Raw genomic sequence first — 17,244 nt, forward strand, 5'->3', positions numbered from 1 at the left:
ACATGGCTCTTTTTTTATTGCCAAAAATGCTAGTAAAAAATGATGTTTAAGCAAAACTTACTACAAAGGAGTTAACAAAAATGGAAACGAAAAAATGGGGATTATGGATTTTAACAGCTTTTGTTATCGGGAATATGGTTGGCGGTGGCGTATTTATGCTCCCAGCAAATTTAGCACACGTATCAGGTCCAATGGGATCTACACTGGCATGGAGTATTACAGGACTTGGTGTATTTATGATTGCACTCGTATTTGGAAATTTAGCAATTCGTAAACCAGAATTAAAAGCAGGACCACAAAGTTACGCCCAAGCAATGTTTACTTCTCAAAAGACAGGTAAAGTTGCAGGATATAGTATGGCTTGGGGATACTGGGCTGCTAACTGGGCTGCTACAGCATCTGTAATTATTTCCTTTGCAGGATATTTATCAACATTCTTCCCAGTTTTACAAAGTAAGCAAATTCTCTTTTCAACAAACGGATTTTCATTAGAACTTGGAAAAGCTTTAACCTTCATAGTATGTAGTATGATGCTATGGGGAATTCAATATATTCTTTCTCAAAATATTGATAGAGCCGGAAATATGAACCTTCTTGCAACAATCGCAAAAATCATCGGATTTACAATGTTTATTGTAATCACATTATTCATTTTCAATGCCTCTAATTTCGGGGACGGTCAAACATTTATGAATGAAGCTGGACAACCTATTTCGTTGGGTGGACAAATAAATTCCGCTGCTATTGCAACACTTTGGGCGTTTATCGGTATTGAGTCAGCAGTTATGCTCTCTAACCGTGCAAAATCTCAGCACGATGTTAAGAAAGCTACGATTTTCGGATTAATCATCGCTCTTCTTATTTACATGGCAATTACTCTACTAACAATGGGCGCTCTTCCACAAGACGCTTTAAAAGAGTCTCAAAAACCATTAGTAGATGCATTAAATTTAGCAATTGGTACTAAAGGTGCTTATATAATGGCCTTACTTGCACTCGTATCTTTATTCGGCTCTACTGTAGGATGGATCGTTGTTAGCTCAGAAGTACCTTACCAGGCTGCTAAAAATGGACTTTTCCCTAAGTTTTTCAGTAAAACAAATAAAAAAGGTAGTCCTTCAAAATCATTATTTATTACAAATGTGATGACGCAAATTTTCTTATTCTCAACGATTTCTGGTACTGTTTCAGAAGCATATAATTTCGCTATTGTTGTAGCGACATTAGCATATTTAATCCCGTACCTTGTTTCTACCTTGTATCAGTTAAAATTAGTTATTACGGGGGAAACGTATGATATAATGCCGGGATCCCGAATAAAAGATGGAATCATTACTGCATTAGCATTTTTATATTCCATATGGGTTATTAAAACGGGAACTGCTGATTTAAAAACATTCTTCTTAGGCATTGGTTTGTTTGTATTAGGTCTTATTCTTTATCCAGTTTTAATGAAAGATTCACAAAAAAAACAATAAAAAAGAGAAGCTTTTCGCTTCTCTTTTTTTATTAAAAATCAGTTAATAACTTTTCTTTTAGTTCCCCTATATCTAACGGTTTCGCATAATAAAAACCTTGTACAAAGTCGCAACTCATTGATTTTAATAAACTTTCTTGTTCTACCGTTTCTACCCCTTCAGCAACCACTAATAAATTTAAACTATGGGCGATTTCAATAACCGATTTTACAATCGTTCGCTCTGGTTGTGCATGATCATAATGAAACTCACGAATAAAATTACGATCAATTTTCACAATATCAAGTGGTAGTTGTTTTAAATAATATAATGAGGAATACCCTGTTCCGAAATCGTCTAAAGCGATTAAAATTCCCATACTTCTCAATTCTTGTAATGTAGCAATAATATAATCAAAATGGCGTACAGCTATACTTTCTGTTATTTCTAATATTAAACGATTTGGCGGAAACCCTGTTCGCTTCAATATACTACGAACAGATAAAATAAATCGCTTTTGCATCAATTGTTGTATTGATAAATTAACAGATAACTTCAGTCCCTCTTGATAATCTGGTAAAGTTTTAAACAGTCGACATGACTTTTCTAGTACCCAGTCTCCTAGTTTTATAATAAGTCCACACTCTTCAGCTACAGGGATAAATTCACTTGGTGAAATAGGACCTTCTTCTGTCTTACAGCGTACTAAAGCCTCAATACCAGTACATTTCTTTGTTTTCAAATCAATAATGGGCTGTAATGCCACTTTTAATTCTTCGTCACGAATCGCTTTTTGCAAAGCAAATTCTATTTTCATTCTACGGTTTATTTTCGCACGTAATTCATCTGTAAAGAAGCACGCCGCATTTCTTCCTTGCTCTTTCGCACTATACATGGCTAAATCCGAATTTTTTAATAACGTTTCAACGTCTTTTCCATCTTGCGGATAGGAACAAAGTCCTAGACTAGCTGAAATATATACTTCATGACCTTCAAGCATAAATGGCGCTTGAAAGCATGACAACACGGATGTCGCTAACTGCCTCATCTCATCATGTGTATGAGTTTTTGTTAACAGTACAAATTCGTCGCCACCAAGCCTAGCTAGAACATCTTTCTCTCCTAGCACATAATGCAACCGTGAAGCAACTTCGCTTAAAAGTAAATCTCCTATCATATGACCTAACGTATCATTCACTAATTTAAAACGATCTAAATCAAAGTAAATCATGCCAAACTCTATTTTCTCTGCAATCATCTTATTTACAGTCGTAATTAACTGTAAACGGTTCGGTAAACTTGTTAACGCATCATGATAAGCAAGTTCCCTATAACGACTTTCGCTTAATCGTAATCTTTGTTCTGCTTCTTTCCTACTACTTATATCATTTCGAATTGCAATAAATTGATAAGGTTCTCCCTTTTCATTTAAAAATGGAACAATTGTTGTTTTAACCCAATAATACGTACCATCTTTTGCTTGATTTCGAATTTCCCCTGTCCAGACTTTTCCACTCAAAATACGCTTCCATAGGATTTGAAAAAATGCTTTCGGATGATATCCGGAATTTAAAATACGGTGATCTTTTCCTATTAACTCTTCTCTTTTATATTTTGATATTTTACAAAATTTATCATTCACATATGTAATAAGACCATTTCGGTCTGTAATAGCAACAATTGAAGACTCATCTAATGCTAATTTTAAATCTTGCAATGAAGAGTCATATAATGCATGACCTCTTTGTTCTAGCATGCGCACCTCTCCTTGCTTCCTATCTGACTAAAACACAACTCGTTTCTCTTCATAGAAATAGAGATATTTCATTTTCTAACAATACGCCTTTACATAAAATGAAACTTTAATCAGTAGGGGGGGGGGTTGTCCATCCCCCACTGATTATTAGCCTTCACCAATCGGGCTTTTATCTCCCACCTAACTTCCTCACATTCACCGAATTTTGAGGTGGGAGTCTTACTGCCCGTTAATGCGGGATAAATCACAATTTTTTTCTAAATAGGCCGATTAAAATAACATAATATTATTTATAAAAAAAAGCAATATGGTGCTGTTTTAATTATAGTAGAAGCTTCTCATCTCTCTACTTATCTAAGCTTATTATACAGTATTCTCTTACATTCTTTGAATTTGTAAAGTGACAATTTCATCACTATTAGCCTCTGCTCCCTACTAATACGACCTCACACCTAACCTCTTTTATTTCATTAAATGTTAAGATGTAAATCTAACTGCCGATACATAATGAAATAGAGATTAATATACAAAATGCAACGATTCACGAATAATAATATAAAGTGAAACTCTAATCAGTGGGGGTTTTGTTCATCCCAACTGATCACCAATCGTGCTTTTACGGGTAGCAGGGCTTCCACCTAACTTCTTTGTTCCAGCTGAATTTTGAGGTGGGGGTTTTACTGCCCACAAATAGCGGGATAAAGCCAAAATTTGCATTTAACATATTGAATTATAATAACAACATATTAACATATTTTCACCTTGTTTTTGGAAATATTTATAAATAAAGTATTAAACTAAAAAAGAGGATATCCTCTTTTTTAGTTTAATACTGATATGGTATTTGCTGATAACCCGGGTATGGCATTGGATATGGTGCTGGATACGTTACTGGGTACGGTGCTGGATAGTAGCCTCCACCTGCTGCACCCGTTAATGCGCCAGCTGTAAGCCCACCTAACATGCCTCCAGCAAAACTTCCTGGGAAAAACCCTCCGCCCCACGAGCCGCCACCCCAGCCCCATCCACCACCGTGATGATGATGATCATAATGATTGTGCCCACCATGGTGATTATGTCCTCCATGGTGATTATGCCCTCCCCCACCATGATGATTACGATAATATCCTCCGTGATTTAGCATATAGTTCATTTCTCTTCCTCTCCTTTTCAATTTCCCTACTTTAATATGTGTTGTATGAATAGTAAGGATACTGTTAATAATCCGTATAGTATGGACAGCAATATCCGCCATAACCAAACGCAGGACTAAGTAAAGCCCCTTCCAGGAAAGAATCCTCCTCCTAAAAATGGAGAATGTACAAATCCACCAAATGGAAGATCGTACATTTTATTCATCCCCTTTTCTATATAAAAATGTAATAATATACTGTATGTAGGACAAATGCGGAAAGCATGGGGAAAATGTCTATATTTTGTAAAAAAAACAAAACACTTTATAATAAGAATGTCAGATTACACCTTTTATATAAGAAGTCTATATTTAAGAAAGATTTGAGGAATTTTATAGAAATGAAGAAACCTATCGTTCAATTATTATTAATATTTACAATCGTATCTATCGTTCTTTTCCTATTAAATACATCGGTTATTTCGTTATATACGTTTGTTGGTGCTCTATGGTCCATCACAATCGTAGGAATTTCATTCGTTATTTTTATCGAAAATAGATCACCCCAAAGCACCTTAGCGTGGTTTTTAGTATTAGCACTTCTTCCTGTTGTAGGTGTCCTTTTATACTCTATTTTCGGGCGTAGCCGTTGGAGAAGAAAAAAACATCTTCATCGTTCAGAAGAACAAAGAAAGTTATTCCGCGAAATATTAGAAGGAAGACGACTAGAATTATCACTCACAGTCCCATTACATGAACGTTCTATACATTTAACAGAAGTCGTACAAAAATTCGGAGGCGGGCCTGCCGCAGATAGAACGACAACAAAACTTTTAACAAACGGTGATCAAACCTTTTCAGAAATTTTGAATGCAATCGAGAATGCAAAACATCACATACATATTCAATACTATATTTATAAATCTGATGAGATTGGTACAAAAGTACGAGATGCTTTAATACAAAAAGCAAAAGATGGTGTTATTGTACGCTTCCTTTATGATGGACTCGGAAGTAATACGTTAAGACGACGATTTTTACAACCTATGAAAAAAGTTGGAATTGAAATTGTCGAATTTGACCCTATTTTTTCAGCTTGGTTACTCGAGACAGTTAATTATCGTAATCACCGTAAAATCGTCATTGTAGATGGAGAAATTGGTTTTACCGGAGGGCTCAACGTCGGTGATGAATATCTTGGTCGCTCAAAAAAATTCCCTGTTTGGCGTGATAGTCATTTAAAAATAGAAGGAAAAGCATTGTATAAATTACAAGCCATCTTTCTAGAAGATTGGCTTTATGCGTCTAGTGGATTGAATACTTATTCTTGGGATCAATTTATGAATAGACACTACTTCCCAGGAAAAGAAATTCCGGATGCAGAAGGTGCGGTGCAAATTGTAGCAAGTGGACCAAGCTCAGATGATAAAAGTATTCGTAATACATTACTAGCTATTATGGGCTCAGCCAAAAAATCTATTTGGATCGCTACACCATACTTTATTCCGGATCAAGAAACTTTAACATTATTACGCTTAAGTGCAATATCTGGCATAGATGTTCGCATTTTATATCCTGGTAAGAGTGATAGTATTATTAGCGATCAAGCATCTCAATCCTATTTCACTCCACTTTTAAAAGCTGGTGCTTCTATTTACAGTTATAAAGATGGATTTATGCACGCAAAGATTGTACTCGTTGACGATAAAATTGCAACAATCGGAACAGCAAATATGGATGTACGTAGCTTTGAATTGAATTATGAAATTATTAGCGTACTATATGAATCAGAAACCGTTCATGATATTAAACGCGATTTTGAAGAAGACTTTAAACACTCCACTGAAATTAAATGGAACTCGTTCCAAAAAAGAAGTATCAAAAAACGAATATTAGAGTCCTTTATGCGACTCATTTCTCCTTTACTATAAGCAATCAATGTGATATTGATTGCTTTTTCTTTTATATTTCCCCCTTCTCCTTTTCTTTGCATACCATATTAAAACAAGTTATCATAAGATGTATTACTTTATGAAAATAATGTTAGGTGGGAAATACATGTTAGAACAATTTCATATACATTCTGATTTAAAACAGCAGCTTTCTACAATTCATGAAAAGAATAAACAAGAAGCTGGTGAAAATGCACATTTAATTGGCAAGAAAATATATAAAGCATCTGATAACAGCATTATTGAAGATGCCATTACAGCACTTTTACTTGGTAAAAACATTCTATTAAAAGGACCAACTGGTAGTGGTAAAACAGTACTAGCGGAAACTCTTTCTTCTTTATTCCAAAAACCAATGCATAGCATTAACTGTTCTGTCGACTTAGATGTAGAAGGTATTTTAGGATACAACACATTACAAACAAAAGACGGCGCATCTGAAGTTACGTTCGTTAACGGTCCTCTTATGAAGGCAATGAAAAACGGTCATTTCCTTTATATTGATGAAATCAATATGGCAAAACCTGAAACGTTACCACTTCTTCATGGTGCGTTAGATTACCGTAAAATGATTACAAACCCATTTACACAAGAAGTTGTATACGGTGATGACGAATATCGCGTAATTGCTGCGATTAACGAAGGTTATGTTGGGACAAGTGAACTAAACGAAGCGTTAAAAAACCGTTTCGTTATTATTGAAGTTCCTTACATTCAAGGTGATACATTAAAAGAACTATTACTATCTGAATCAAAATTAAATGATGTTGCAACAATTGAAAAGTTCGTTGCATTCGCAAGCGATCTTATGCCTTTAGCTCGTGATGGGCGCGTAAGTGAAGAAGCAGCTAGTATTCGTGGCATTATCGATGCATGTGATTTAGGTGTATATATTCCTGTTATGCGTGCAATTGAACGTAGTATTATCGCAAAATTAAACGATGAAACAGAACAAATGACTGTCCGTGAATTAGCAGAAAGTTATTTCTTTGAGGGATAATTCATGAGACAAATTTTTAGTGACAAAAAAATTGATGCGTCGCTGTTTCTACAAATGGAAAACTTAATGTATGCTCTTCTAAAAGAAGACGATGCCTATCTTGAGTATGGCTATAAAGCATACTACGACGAAATTGAAAAAAAGGTTGTCATTAGTCACTTTTGGGATGATCGAAAAGAAGAGGATACAGTAATCGGATTAAAAAGCGAAGTGTTCTTAAAGGCACTTGGTAATAAACATTACTCGGACATGACTTTAATTCGTTCTTATGCGATTGAGTTACAAGAATCGCCTCTAAAAAAGTTTTTAACACAATTATTTGTTCTATTAGAAGATTTACGTGTTGAGGAAATCGTCAAAAATTTACGTCCTGGCACAAAACATATTTTTAAACGCCGAAAAGAAATGTATCGCAATTACTTTGGCTCACAAAATGAAATAAATCGTGTTCGTAACTATCACGGTGATCGTCTATTTTGTCTATGCTATCTTTCATTAACGAGTGATAAATATGAAATGTTTAATAATGAATATTTCGAGCAAATTGAATCAATTTTGCATGAAACATTCCAAGCTCGTAATACGGAAGATATTATGTATATTGTTGAGAAAATTCGCTATCGTTTAGAAGGACTTCTTGAAAGTGATATGCTTAATAATTATTTCGGACATGCACCGCTTTATTTATCTGTGATTGCAGATGAGAAAGACAGTCGCGCTGAAAAATTAGCAAATGATGATACGCAGCTCCTAGATGACGATGATAACAAAAACAAAATGGATGAAAGCTTCTCGACATGGCACCGTGAAAATAAAAACAATGAAAACGAGAACTTTTTACGCTTTGATTTAGAAAGCGGAACAAAAACAAATATGATGGGTGATACTGCTCGTGAATCAGAAGATGGTGACCAAGCACTTGGTTCTGTACAAGGTACTTCCCAAAAAAGTACACAATCTAACTTTGATGGTGCTGATACAGAGGAAGCAAGAGCGTCTCATGCTTCTAGCCAAAACGACGGTGCATACGGCAAGTATAATGTGGGAGCTTCTCATACATTTAAAGAAGCTCGCAAATCGAATCCTGATGAGAAAAAAGATTACCAAGCTATCAAATCAGTCGTTAATAAAGATGTAAAAGAATTAAAGAAAATTATCGAAAAAACAATTGAAAACAAAACGAATGCAAACAGTGATAAATATTACGGAAGGCTTCGTAAGAAATTCCTTCGTATTTATACTGAAAAGCAGCCGCGTATGTTTTATAAAAAAGGACAAGAATCACAAGAGCTCGACGTTGCATTCCAACTATTAGTGGACTGCTCTGGTTCTATGTATAACAAAATGGAAGAAACGAAGAAGAGTGTGGTCCTATTCCATGAAGCGTTGAAATCTTTAAAAATCCCGCACGCTATTAGTGGATTTTGGGAAGATGCTTCTAGTGCTAAACCTGAAGATAAACCGAACGTTATCCATGAAGTTGTTACGTATAAAAACTCAACGTTACCAAACGTCGGTCCAGAAATTATGCAACTTCGCGAAGAAGAAGATAACCGCGACGGGTATATTATTCGTATCGTTTCCGAAAAGCTTGCGAAAAGACCAGAAAAACATAAATTCTTACTTGTCTTTACAGACGGTGAACCTTCTGCACTAGACTATCAACAAGACGGAATTTTAGATACGCACGAAGCAGTCAAACTTGCTCGTAAAAGTGGTATGGAAGTAATCGGCATCTTTATCGAAGAAGGCGAAGCGAAAGAAGCAACTTATCAATTAATGAAGAACATTTATAACCATCACTTCTTAGTTGCAAATCATGCTGAAGATTTACGCCTGAAGATTAAACCATTGTTGAAGAAACTATTACTGAAGACGATTGAATAGAAAACAGGAGCCTTGTGGCTCCTGTTTTTTCGTTCACTCACTTTGTTTCTGGTTGAAATTTATATGGAATGGCTACTTCTAACAATGCTTCAAATCCCCCATCGTAGAATGGGAATCTTTCATTTGCGATTGTCCGATCCACCCACTCGATTGCGGAAATTTCTTCTTCATCTTCTGCACGAAGTTCACCTGTTACAACATTTGCTCGGAATGTAAAAAATAATGCATGATGTCCCTTCTCTTCAAAAAACTTCTCATTTATTGCAACAAGTCCACTGAGTGTAGCAGTTAAACCTGTCTCTTCTTTCACTTCTCTTACTAGTGCTTGCTCTAATATTTCACCTTTTTCAACAGCCCCGCCTGGCAATGACCAAACGTTTTGTTCTACATTATGTACCATTAATATTTTATCTTTTTCGCTATCGTGTATTAATGCATATACAACATCAACTCTTCGCATGTTGCTTTTCTCCCTTCCTAAAATAATTAAGAGCCAATTCCTAAGAATCGGCTCTTCCTATTAATTCATTACTAACTCAGATGCGAGCTTTTTTTTTAACTTAGCCAGCATATCAGTTGTCATTCTGTCTAAATCATATTCTGCTTTAAAGCCCCACTCTTTCATTGCTGCTGTTGCATCAATAGAGTTCGGCCAGCTATCAGCGATTGTTTGACGAGCTGGATCTACTGCGTAATCCATTGTAAAGTTCGGAATGTGTTTACGGATTGATGCTACAATTTGCTCTGGTTCAAAGCTCATTGCTGTAATGTTAAACGCATTTCTATGAACTAGTTTATTTGGATCAGCTTCCATTAATGAGATGATTGCTTGTAAAGCATCTGGCATATACATCATGTCCATGTATGTTCCTTCTGCAATGTATGAGGTGTATGTACCTTTTTTAATCGCCTCATAATAAATTTCAACTGCATAGTCAGTTGTTCCGCCTCCTGGAGGAGCTACGTAAGAAATTAAGCCTGGGAAACGTACACCGCGCGTATCAACGCCAAACTTTTGATGATAATAATCACATAGTAATTCTCCTGCTACTTTGTTTACCCCATACATCGTAGTAGGACGCTGAATTGTATCTTGTGGTGTATTATCTTTTGGCGTTGATGGACCAAATGCACCGATAGAACTTGGCGTGAAAAACTTACAGTTTAATTCACGTGCTGCTTCTAATGCATTTACAAGTCCGCCCATATTTAAATTCCAAGCAAATAACGGATTTTTTTCTGCAGTTGCTGAAAGTAAAGCCGCTAAATGAATAATTGTATCTACTTCATTACGCTTTGCAATATCATGTAATTTTTGTCCATCCGTTACATCTAACGTTTCAAATGGACCAGACGTTACTACTTCACTGTCTGTTTCACGAATATCTGTTGCAATAACATTTGATGCGCCGTATACATCACGAAGTTTCATTACTAGTTCAGAACCAATTTGCCCTAAAGAACCGGTTACTAGAATTTTTTTCATTTTTCCCACTCCCCATTTGCAAGCTATTCAAAAGATGTCGTTACTTAAATGATACCCATTTCTTTCCCTACTTTTTCATACTTACGAATTGCTTCATCTAGCATTTCTTTCGTATGAGCTGCTGTAGGCATATTACGAACGCGTCCCATTCCTTTTGCTACGGTTGGGAATACGATAGATTTTGCGTAAACGCCTTCTTCATTTAGACGTTTACTAAATTCTTGTGTTAATACTTCATCACCAATAATACAAGGTGTAATTGGTGTTTCACTTTTTCCAATGTTAAAGCCAAGTTCTTTTAACCCTTGTTTTAAATAGCGACCATTTTCCCATAAACGATCGTGTAACTCTGTGCTTTCCATTAGAATTTCAATTGATCTCATACAAGCAGCTGCATCAGCTGGTGTTAAAGCTGTTGAGAATAAGAATGGACGTGAACGCACTTTTAACCAATCGATTAAGTTTTGTTTCCCAGCTACATATCCACCAATTACCCCAATTGCTTTTGATAATGTACCAATTTGGAAATCAACTTTATCAGAAAGGCCGAAATGTTTTACAGTACCTGCACCTTTGCCAAGTACACCTGAACCGTGTGCATCATCTACATATGTCATTAAATCCAGTTCTTCTGCAATTTCAACAATCTCTGGTAATTTTGCAATATCTCCATCCATTGAGAAAACACCGTCTGTAATAACCATTAATTTATTATAAAGACCTGATTCTTTTGCCTCGATTGCTTTTTTGCGTAAATCTTCCATATCAGAATGCTTATAAACGATGATTTTCGCTCTTGATAGACGACTACCATCAATAATAGATGCATGGTTTAATTCATCCGAAAGAATCGCATCATTTTTATCCATAACAGCTGAAATCGCTGCCATATTACAGTTAAATCCTGATTGATAAGCAATTGCTGCTTCTGTATGTTTAAACTTTGCAATTGTTTCTTCTAATTTAATATGCAAATCTAAAGTACCGTTAATTGTACGAACAGCTCCTGCTCCAACGCCGTACTTATGAATTGCACCAATTGCTGCTTCTTGTAAGCGATTATCAGTCGCTAATCCAAGGTAGTTGTTTGAAGATAAGTTAATATATTCTTTTCCGCCAATTGTAATAATCGGCCCATTTGGACTTTCAAGCGGATCAATTACGTTATAAAGCCCCTTTGATTTTAAATCCTCTAAATTTTCTTCTAAAAAATTTGCAAGTGTTTTACTAGACATCGTGAAGCCTCCCATCGTTCATGTAAGCGGATTATTATCTTAATAGTTCTAATAATCCCTCTAATAGCTTAACACGTTTTCAGAATTTATTATAGAAAAATAGTTTAAAGAAACCGCTTACAATTTTAGATTATAAATGATTCATTACAAGAAATCTATCATTTACTTTTCATATTTGATAGAATTAAAAAAATATTTAGGAGGCTTTTAAAATGGCGTTTACTGAATCTGATGTATATAATAACGAATCGTTTTTAGAGCAATATATGCAGCGAAGATATCGAGAAAATAGTCCAAACGAATCCCTTGAAAAACCAGCATTCTTTCAGCTCATTGGCAATGTAACTGGAAAACAAATCCTCGATTTAGATTGTGGTGGCTAAATTCGGCGAAGAATTATTAGAACATGGATGCCACTCTTACACTGGTATTGAAGGCTCCGAGCTTATGTATGAAAAAGCTAAAAAACAACTAGAAAATAAAAATGGCACCGTTCATTTTTTAAACCTCAAAGACTACACATACCCTCCTTCTACTTTTGATTTAGTAACATCTAGACTCGCCTTACATTATATTGAACACCTTGATATCATTTTTCAAAATGTGTTTCAAACTTTAAAAACAAACGGAACCTTCACCTTTAGCGTTCAACATCCCGTTATTACCTCTTCATTTGAAAGCTTGCAAACGAGTGGTAAAAGAACTAGTTGGCTCGTCGATGATTATTTCGAAACAGGAAAACGAGTTGAGCCATGGATTGATCAAGAAGTTATTAAATATCACCGGACTACGGAAGAATATTTTACATTATTACAACAAGCCGGATTTACGATTACAAGCTTAAAAGAAGCTACACCAAATCGAAACTGTTTTCAAGATGAAGAAGAATATGAACGACGTTTACGTATTCCCCTTTTTCTATTATTTTCTTGCCGAAAATAAAAAAGACGATGAATCCTCATCGTCTTTTTTCGTTATCTCATCGCCTGAACAGCCTCTTTAAATACACGTCTTCCTCTTCCATGCGGGATACAGAGCGGTGTCCCAAATAACGGATCAGCGCTTATTTGACACTCCATACGGAATACATCCCGAACTAACTTCTGGTCAATAACTTCTTCTGGTTTACCTTGCGCATATATTTGTTTATCTTGAATAGCTACAATGTTGTCTGCATAACGACATGCCAAATTTAAATCGTGCAATACCATAACAATCGTTCTTTTCTCTGTTTCATTTAATTCGAATAATAAATCTAACACTTCAATTTGGTGCGTCATATCTAAATATGTAGTCGGCTCATCAAGCAAAATAATATCTGTATCTTGTGCAAGGGTCATTGCAATCCAAGCACGTTGACGTTGTCCACCTGAAAGGGCATGAACATCACGCTCAGCAAATTCTGTCATACCCGTTGCAGCAAGCGCTTTTTGTACCATTTCCTCATCTTTTTCGGACCATTGCTTCAGCCATGTTTGATATGGATAACGTCCTTGCTTTACAAGTTGCAATACTGTAAGTCCTTCTGGAGCTTGTGGCCCTTGCGGTAAAATTGCCATTTGGCGAGCAATTTGCTTCGTTTGCATACTTTGAATTGCTTGATTATCTAACAAAATGTCACCGGTTGTTGGCTTTAATAATCTAGCTAGTGAACGTAATAAAGTTGATTTCCCACAACCGTTAGAACCGATGAAGATTGTAATTTCCCCTTTTGGAATTTCTAAATTCAGCTCATCAATAATAATCGTTTCACCATACGACAGCGTCAAGCGTTTCGTCTCCAATGCTTTTTGCATATTCATCTCCCTTTATGAATTCCGACTTTTATAAAGTAAATAAATAAAATAAGGTGCACCAATTGCTGATGTAAATACCCCTGCTGGAATTTCAAGTGGTGCGAAAACTGTACGCCCAATTAAATCTGCAGCGAGTACTAGAATTGCACCGATAATCGCCGCAACTGGGAGCAATGCACCGTAGAAAGAGCCAACTAATCTTCGCGAAATATGAGGTGCCATTAAACCAACAAATCCAATTCCTCCTGCAAAGGCAACTGCCCCGCCAATTAAAGCTGTACTAAGTAATAACATGAATACGCGTGACTTCGTTAAAGGAACACCCAGTCCTACCGCAATATCATCCCCTAACTCTTGAGCATTTAAATGTCTAGCCGCTATAAATGATATTACCGTTAAAATAAGAACCCACGGCGCAAGTACCATAACATTTTGCCATGAAGAACCGTAAACAGTACCTGTGATCCATACATTCGCTTGACTTGCTTGATAAATTGGCGCTAACAACATAAATAAAGTTGTTGCTGCTTTCGTTAATGCCCAAAATCCAACACCAATTAAAACGAGACTAATCGGTGATAATCCATCATTTTTCCAGGCAAATAAATATACAAAAAACGCTACAATTGTTGCCCCAGCAAAAGCTGCTAGCGGCATATAATGAATGCTTACTGTTAACGCATTGTTTTTATCACTAAATATAGCTAAAAAGAGTACAACTGCAACACTTGCCCCGCCCGTAATTCCGATGATATCAGGAGAAGCAAGTGGGTTTCGAACGAGCCCTTGTAAAATACAGCCCGCTACCGCAAGCGCAATTCCTACGAGGATAGCAATTAAAATACGTGGCATACGAAATTTATTTACAACCATATTTGACATCGCATCACCATTTCCGGTAATCGCTTGCCATACGTCATAAGGAGCAATTTTCATATCTCCCATACCTGCACTCGCAAAAAATAATCCTATTAAAACAACTAGTAAACTCAATAAGACGAGACAAGCTCGTTTATACATTAAAAACGAGAGCTCGCCTTTTCCAATACGAAACGGAATATACTTCTTCATTTGCTAAGCCCTCTCTTACGTGCAATATAAATAAAGAATGGGGCCCCGATAAATGCTGTCATAACCCCTACTGGTACTTCTTGTGGCATAATGACATATCTTGCTGCTATATCAGCCAAGATTAATAGTATTGCACCTAACAATCCGCTATAGGGTACTCTCCATCTGTGATCTACCCCAACAAGAGCTCTTGCGAAATGAGGAGTAACGATGCCAATAAATCCAATTGGACCAGCAACCGCAACTGAACCACCAGACAACAGTACAATAATAAGTAACACGAATGATTTCATTAAAATCGTTCGTTGTCCGAGCCCCTTTGCGACATCTTCCCCCATCATTAATGTATTTACTTTCCCTGCCATCATAAAAGATGCAATCCAGCCTATTAATAAATACGGGAATACTGATTGTAAAATCTCTAACTTTCTTCCTTGCACAGATCCGGCAAGCCAAAATAACACTTCTTCAAATGCTTTTTCATTTAATACAAGTAACCCTTGTGTTAATGATGAAAATAAAGCGCTTATCGCTACACCTGCTAATGTTAACTTAAGAGGCGTTGTCCCTTCTTTTCCTAAAGAACTAGAGGCAAATACAAGTACTGCTGCAACTGCCGCTCCTAAAAAGGCAATCCATGTGAAAGCTGATAATGATGTCACGGAAAAGAGTACAATTGCTACAACTATAAAGAACGCAGCGCCTGAATTTAATCCAATAAAATCTGGAGAAGCAAGCGGATTCTTTGTTAAAGTTTGCATTAAACAACCCGCAATGGCTAAACTAGCACCAACACTTGCTGCAATTAACGCCCTTGGTAGACGCACATTTTGAATAATAATATGCTCATTTGAACCATTAAAATGGAAAAAAGCATCTAAAGCTAATTTCCAGCTCGTATTTGTATATCCGAAAATAATACTTCCCCAAATACAAATAACGACTGCAACGATTCCAACAAATAATCCAATCCATTTTGCTTGATTTGTTTTTAATAACATGCAGCGTTTCCCCTTCAATGTATAATGATACGTTGTAAGTGTATTTCAACTTAATTCTCATTGTCAACGATAATGAGAACTATTTTCAGTAATATATATTGACAATCAAAAGATAAAAGCTTAATATCATGCTTGCTATTGAAAAATATTCTCAACATGTAGGGGGTACATAATGAATTTCATGCAAAAGAAATCGTTTACAGTATTTGTATTTCTACTAGCTTTTTCACTTCTTTTAAGTGCTTGTGGAAAATCAAATAACAAAGAAGAATCAACAAAAGAAGATAATAAAAAAGAAATGATTACCGTTGAACACGCAATGGGTAAAACAGAAGTTCCTGCTAATCCAAAACGTGTAGTTATTTTAACGAATGAAGGAACTGAAGCTTTACTTGAATTAGGTGTGAAACCCGTTGGTGCTGTAAAGTCTTGGACTGGTGATCCGTGGTATCCACATATTAAGGATAAAATGAAAGATGTAAAAGTTGTTGGCGACGAAGGACAAGTTAACGTTGAAACGATTGCTTCTTTAAAACCAGACTTAATTATCGGTAACAAAATGCGTCACGAAAAAGTGTACGAGCAACTAAAAGCAATCGCACCTACTGTGTTCTCTGAAACATTACGCGGTGAATGGAAAGATAACTTCACATTTTATGCAAAGGCTTTAAATAAAGAAAAAGAAGGTCAAAAGGTTTTAGCTGATTACGAAAAACGTATGAAAGATTTGAAAGGCCAACTTGGCGATAAAGTAAATCAAGAAATTTCTATGGTACGTTTTATGCCTGGTGATGTTCGTATTTATCATGGCGATACATTCTCTGGTGTTATTTTAAAAGAACTTGGATTTAAACGTCCTGGAGATCAAAACAAAGATGATTTCGCAGAACGTAACGTATCTAAAGAGCGTATTTCGGCAATGGATGGCGATGTATTATTCTACTTCACATTCGATAAAGGCAATGAGAAAAAAGGTTCTGAACTAGAAAAAGAATATATAAACGACCCTCTCTTTAAAAACTTAAATGCAGTAAAGAACGGAAAAGCATACAAAGTTGACGACGTTATTTGGAATACAGCTGGCGGTGTAATGGCCGCTAACTTACTACTAGATGATATTGAAAAACGCTTTGTTAAATAATTTCATTCTAACCAGCTCCCTCTTTTATGGAGCTGTTTTTTTTCATTTCACTGAAGTGTCACATTATTTCATTTTGTATTTTTATTCCCAATATGTTATATTATAAAAGTAAATAAAATATTTTTTCTCTATATCAGAATAAATATTTTAATCTAAATTTTCTGATTAATCACTATTTTGAATTCGTTTAGAATTCAATTACTACATTTGAAAACGCTTATTATCGAGTTTTCAGGGCAAAATACAATAACGGTTGAAGAACAATAGAACTTTTTTAGAAATTTTCTTTCTATTTCCATATAATTCTATTGACTTCTAAATATTTTGTAA

At 35.7% G+C, this 17,244-nt stretch carries 13 protein-coding genes and 1 pseudogene; 6 read left to right on the forward strand and 8 right to left on the reverse strand.

Annotation, left to right across the window (positions count from 1 at the left end; translation table 11 throughout):
• Positions 1-80 precede the first annotated feature (80 nt).
• Positions 81-1,478: an amino acid permease gene (locus AC1DS7_RS15645; RefSeq protein WP_002010500.1), complete on the forward strand. Its 1,398-nt coding sequence runs from the start codon at positions 81-83 to the stop codon at positions 1,476-1,478.
• Positions 1,479-1,509: 31 nt separating this feature from the next.
• Here AC1DS7_RS15645 and AC1DS7_RS15650 read toward each other — a convergent pair whose 3' ends face one another.
• Positions 1,510-3,213, reverse strand: coding sequence for a putative bifunctional diguanylate cyclase/phosphodiesterase (locus AC1DS7_RS15650; RefSeq protein ID WP_002010499.1), 1,704 nt, complete (start codon positions 3,211-3,213; stop codon positions 1,510-1,512).
• A gap of 826 nt (positions 3,214-4,039) precedes the next feature.
• Positions 4,040-4,366 (reverse strand): hypothetical protein, encoded by a 327-nt coding sequence (locus AC1DS7_RS15655; protein WP_012260301.1) that lies wholly within the window; start codon positions 4,364-4,366, stop codon positions 4,040-4,042.
• A gap of 380 nt (positions 4,367-4,746) precedes the next feature.
• On the opposite strand from AC1DS7_RS15655, the gene AC1DS7_RS15660 reads away from it, so the two are divergent.
• The 3 genes from AC1DS7_RS15660 to AC1DS7_RS15670 all read left to right on the forward strand — a co-directional run bounded on the left by AC1DS7_RS15660 (position 4,747) and on the right by AC1DS7_RS15670 (position 9,184).
• Positions 4,747-6,276: a cardiolipin synthase gene (locus tag AC1DS7_RS15660; protein WP_016101835.1), complete on the forward strand. Its 1,530-nt coding sequence runs from the start codon at positions 4,747-4,749 to the stop codon at positions 6,274-6,276.
• A 127-nt stretch (positions 6,277-6,403) separates the two neighbouring features.
• Positions 6,404-7,297, forward strand: coding sequence for an ATP-binding protein (locus AC1DS7_RS15665; protein ID WP_000892986.1), 894 nt, complete (start codon positions 6,404-6,406; stop codon positions 7,295-7,297).
• A gap of 3 nt (positions 7,298-7,300) precedes the next feature.
• Entirely contained in the window at positions 7,301-9,184 is a 1,884-nt protein-coding gene (locus AC1DS7_RS15670; RefSeq protein ID WP_002029726.1) for a vWA domain-containing protein, read from the forward strand.
• A 37-nt stretch (positions 9,185-9,221) separates the two neighbouring features.
• On the opposite strand, the gene AC1DS7_RS15675 is transcribed toward AC1DS7_RS15670, so the two are convergent.
• Genes AC1DS7_RS15675 through AC1DS7_RS15685 form a run of 3 tightly spaced genes read right to left on the reverse strand, consistent with a single transcriptional unit; the run spans position 9,222 to position 11,905 of the window.
• Positions 9,222-9,644: an NUDIX hydrolase gene (locus AC1DS7_RS15675; RefSeq protein WP_016101836.1), complete on the reverse strand. Its 423-nt coding sequence runs from the start codon at positions 9,642-9,644 to the stop codon at positions 9,222-9,224.
• Positions 9,645-9,704: 60 nt separating this feature from the next.
• Positions 9,705-10,670 carry an L-threonine 3-dehydrogenase gene (locus AC1DS7_RS15680; protein WP_016101837.1) on the reverse strand — a complete coding sequence of 322 codons (966 nt, stop codon included), beginning with the start codon at positions 10,668-10,670 and terminating at the stop codon, positions 9,705-9,707.
• A gap of 44 nt (positions 10,671-10,714) precedes the next feature.
• Positions 10,715-11,905: a glycine C-acetyltransferase gene (locus AC1DS7_RS15685; RefSeq protein ID WP_476999105.1), complete on the reverse strand. Its 1,191-nt coding sequence runs from the start codon at positions 11,903-11,905 to the stop codon at positions 10,715-10,717.
• A gap of 212 nt (positions 11,906-12,117) precedes the next feature.
• On the opposite strand from AC1DS7_RS15685, the pseudogene AC1DS7_RS15690 reads away from it, so the two are divergent.
• Positions 12,118-12,847, forward strand: a pseudogene (locus AC1DS7_RS15690) (class I SAM-dependent methyltransferase).
• A 32-nt stretch (positions 12,848-12,879) separates the two neighbouring features.
• Here AC1DS7_RS15690 and AC1DS7_RS15695 read toward each other — a convergent pair.
• The 3 genes from AC1DS7_RS15695 to AC1DS7_RS15705 are packed head-to-tail and all read right to left on the reverse strand — an operon-like array spanning position 12,880 to position 15,773.
• Complete coding sequence (locus AC1DS7_RS15695) at positions 12,880-13,701, reverse strand: ABC transporter ATP-binding protein (protein ID WP_002188271.1); 822 nt, start codon at positions 13,699-13,701, stop codon at positions 12,880-12,882.
• Between the two features lie 12 nt (positions 13,702-13,713).
• Entirely contained in the window at positions 13,714-14,772 is a 1,059-nt protein-coding gene (locus AC1DS7_RS15700) for a FecCD family ABC transporter permease (protein WP_016101840.1), read from the reverse strand.
• The gene (locus AC1DS7_RS15705; RefSeq protein WP_002010489.1) at positions 14,769-15,773 is read right to left on the reverse strand and encodes a FecCD family ABC transporter permease; all 1,005 of its coding nucleotides are present in this window, start codon (positions 15,771-15,773) and stop codon (positions 14,769-14,771) included. Before AC1DS7_RS15705 ends, AC1DS7_RS15700 begins: the two co-directional genes overlap by 4 nt.
• A gap of 172 nt (positions 15,774-15,945) precedes the next feature.
• On the opposite strand from AC1DS7_RS15705, the gene AC1DS7_RS15710 reads away from it, so the two are divergent.
• Positions 15,946-16,914 carry an ABC transporter substrate-binding protein gene (locus tag AC1DS7_RS15710; protein WP_016101841.1) on the forward strand — a complete coding sequence of 323 codons (969 nt, stop codon included), beginning with the start codon at positions 15,946-15,948 and terminating at the stop codon, positions 16,912-16,914.
• The last annotated feature ends 330 nt before the right edge of the window (positions 16,915-17,244 follow it).

The organism is Bacillus sp. P4_E1, from assembly GCF_056401715.1.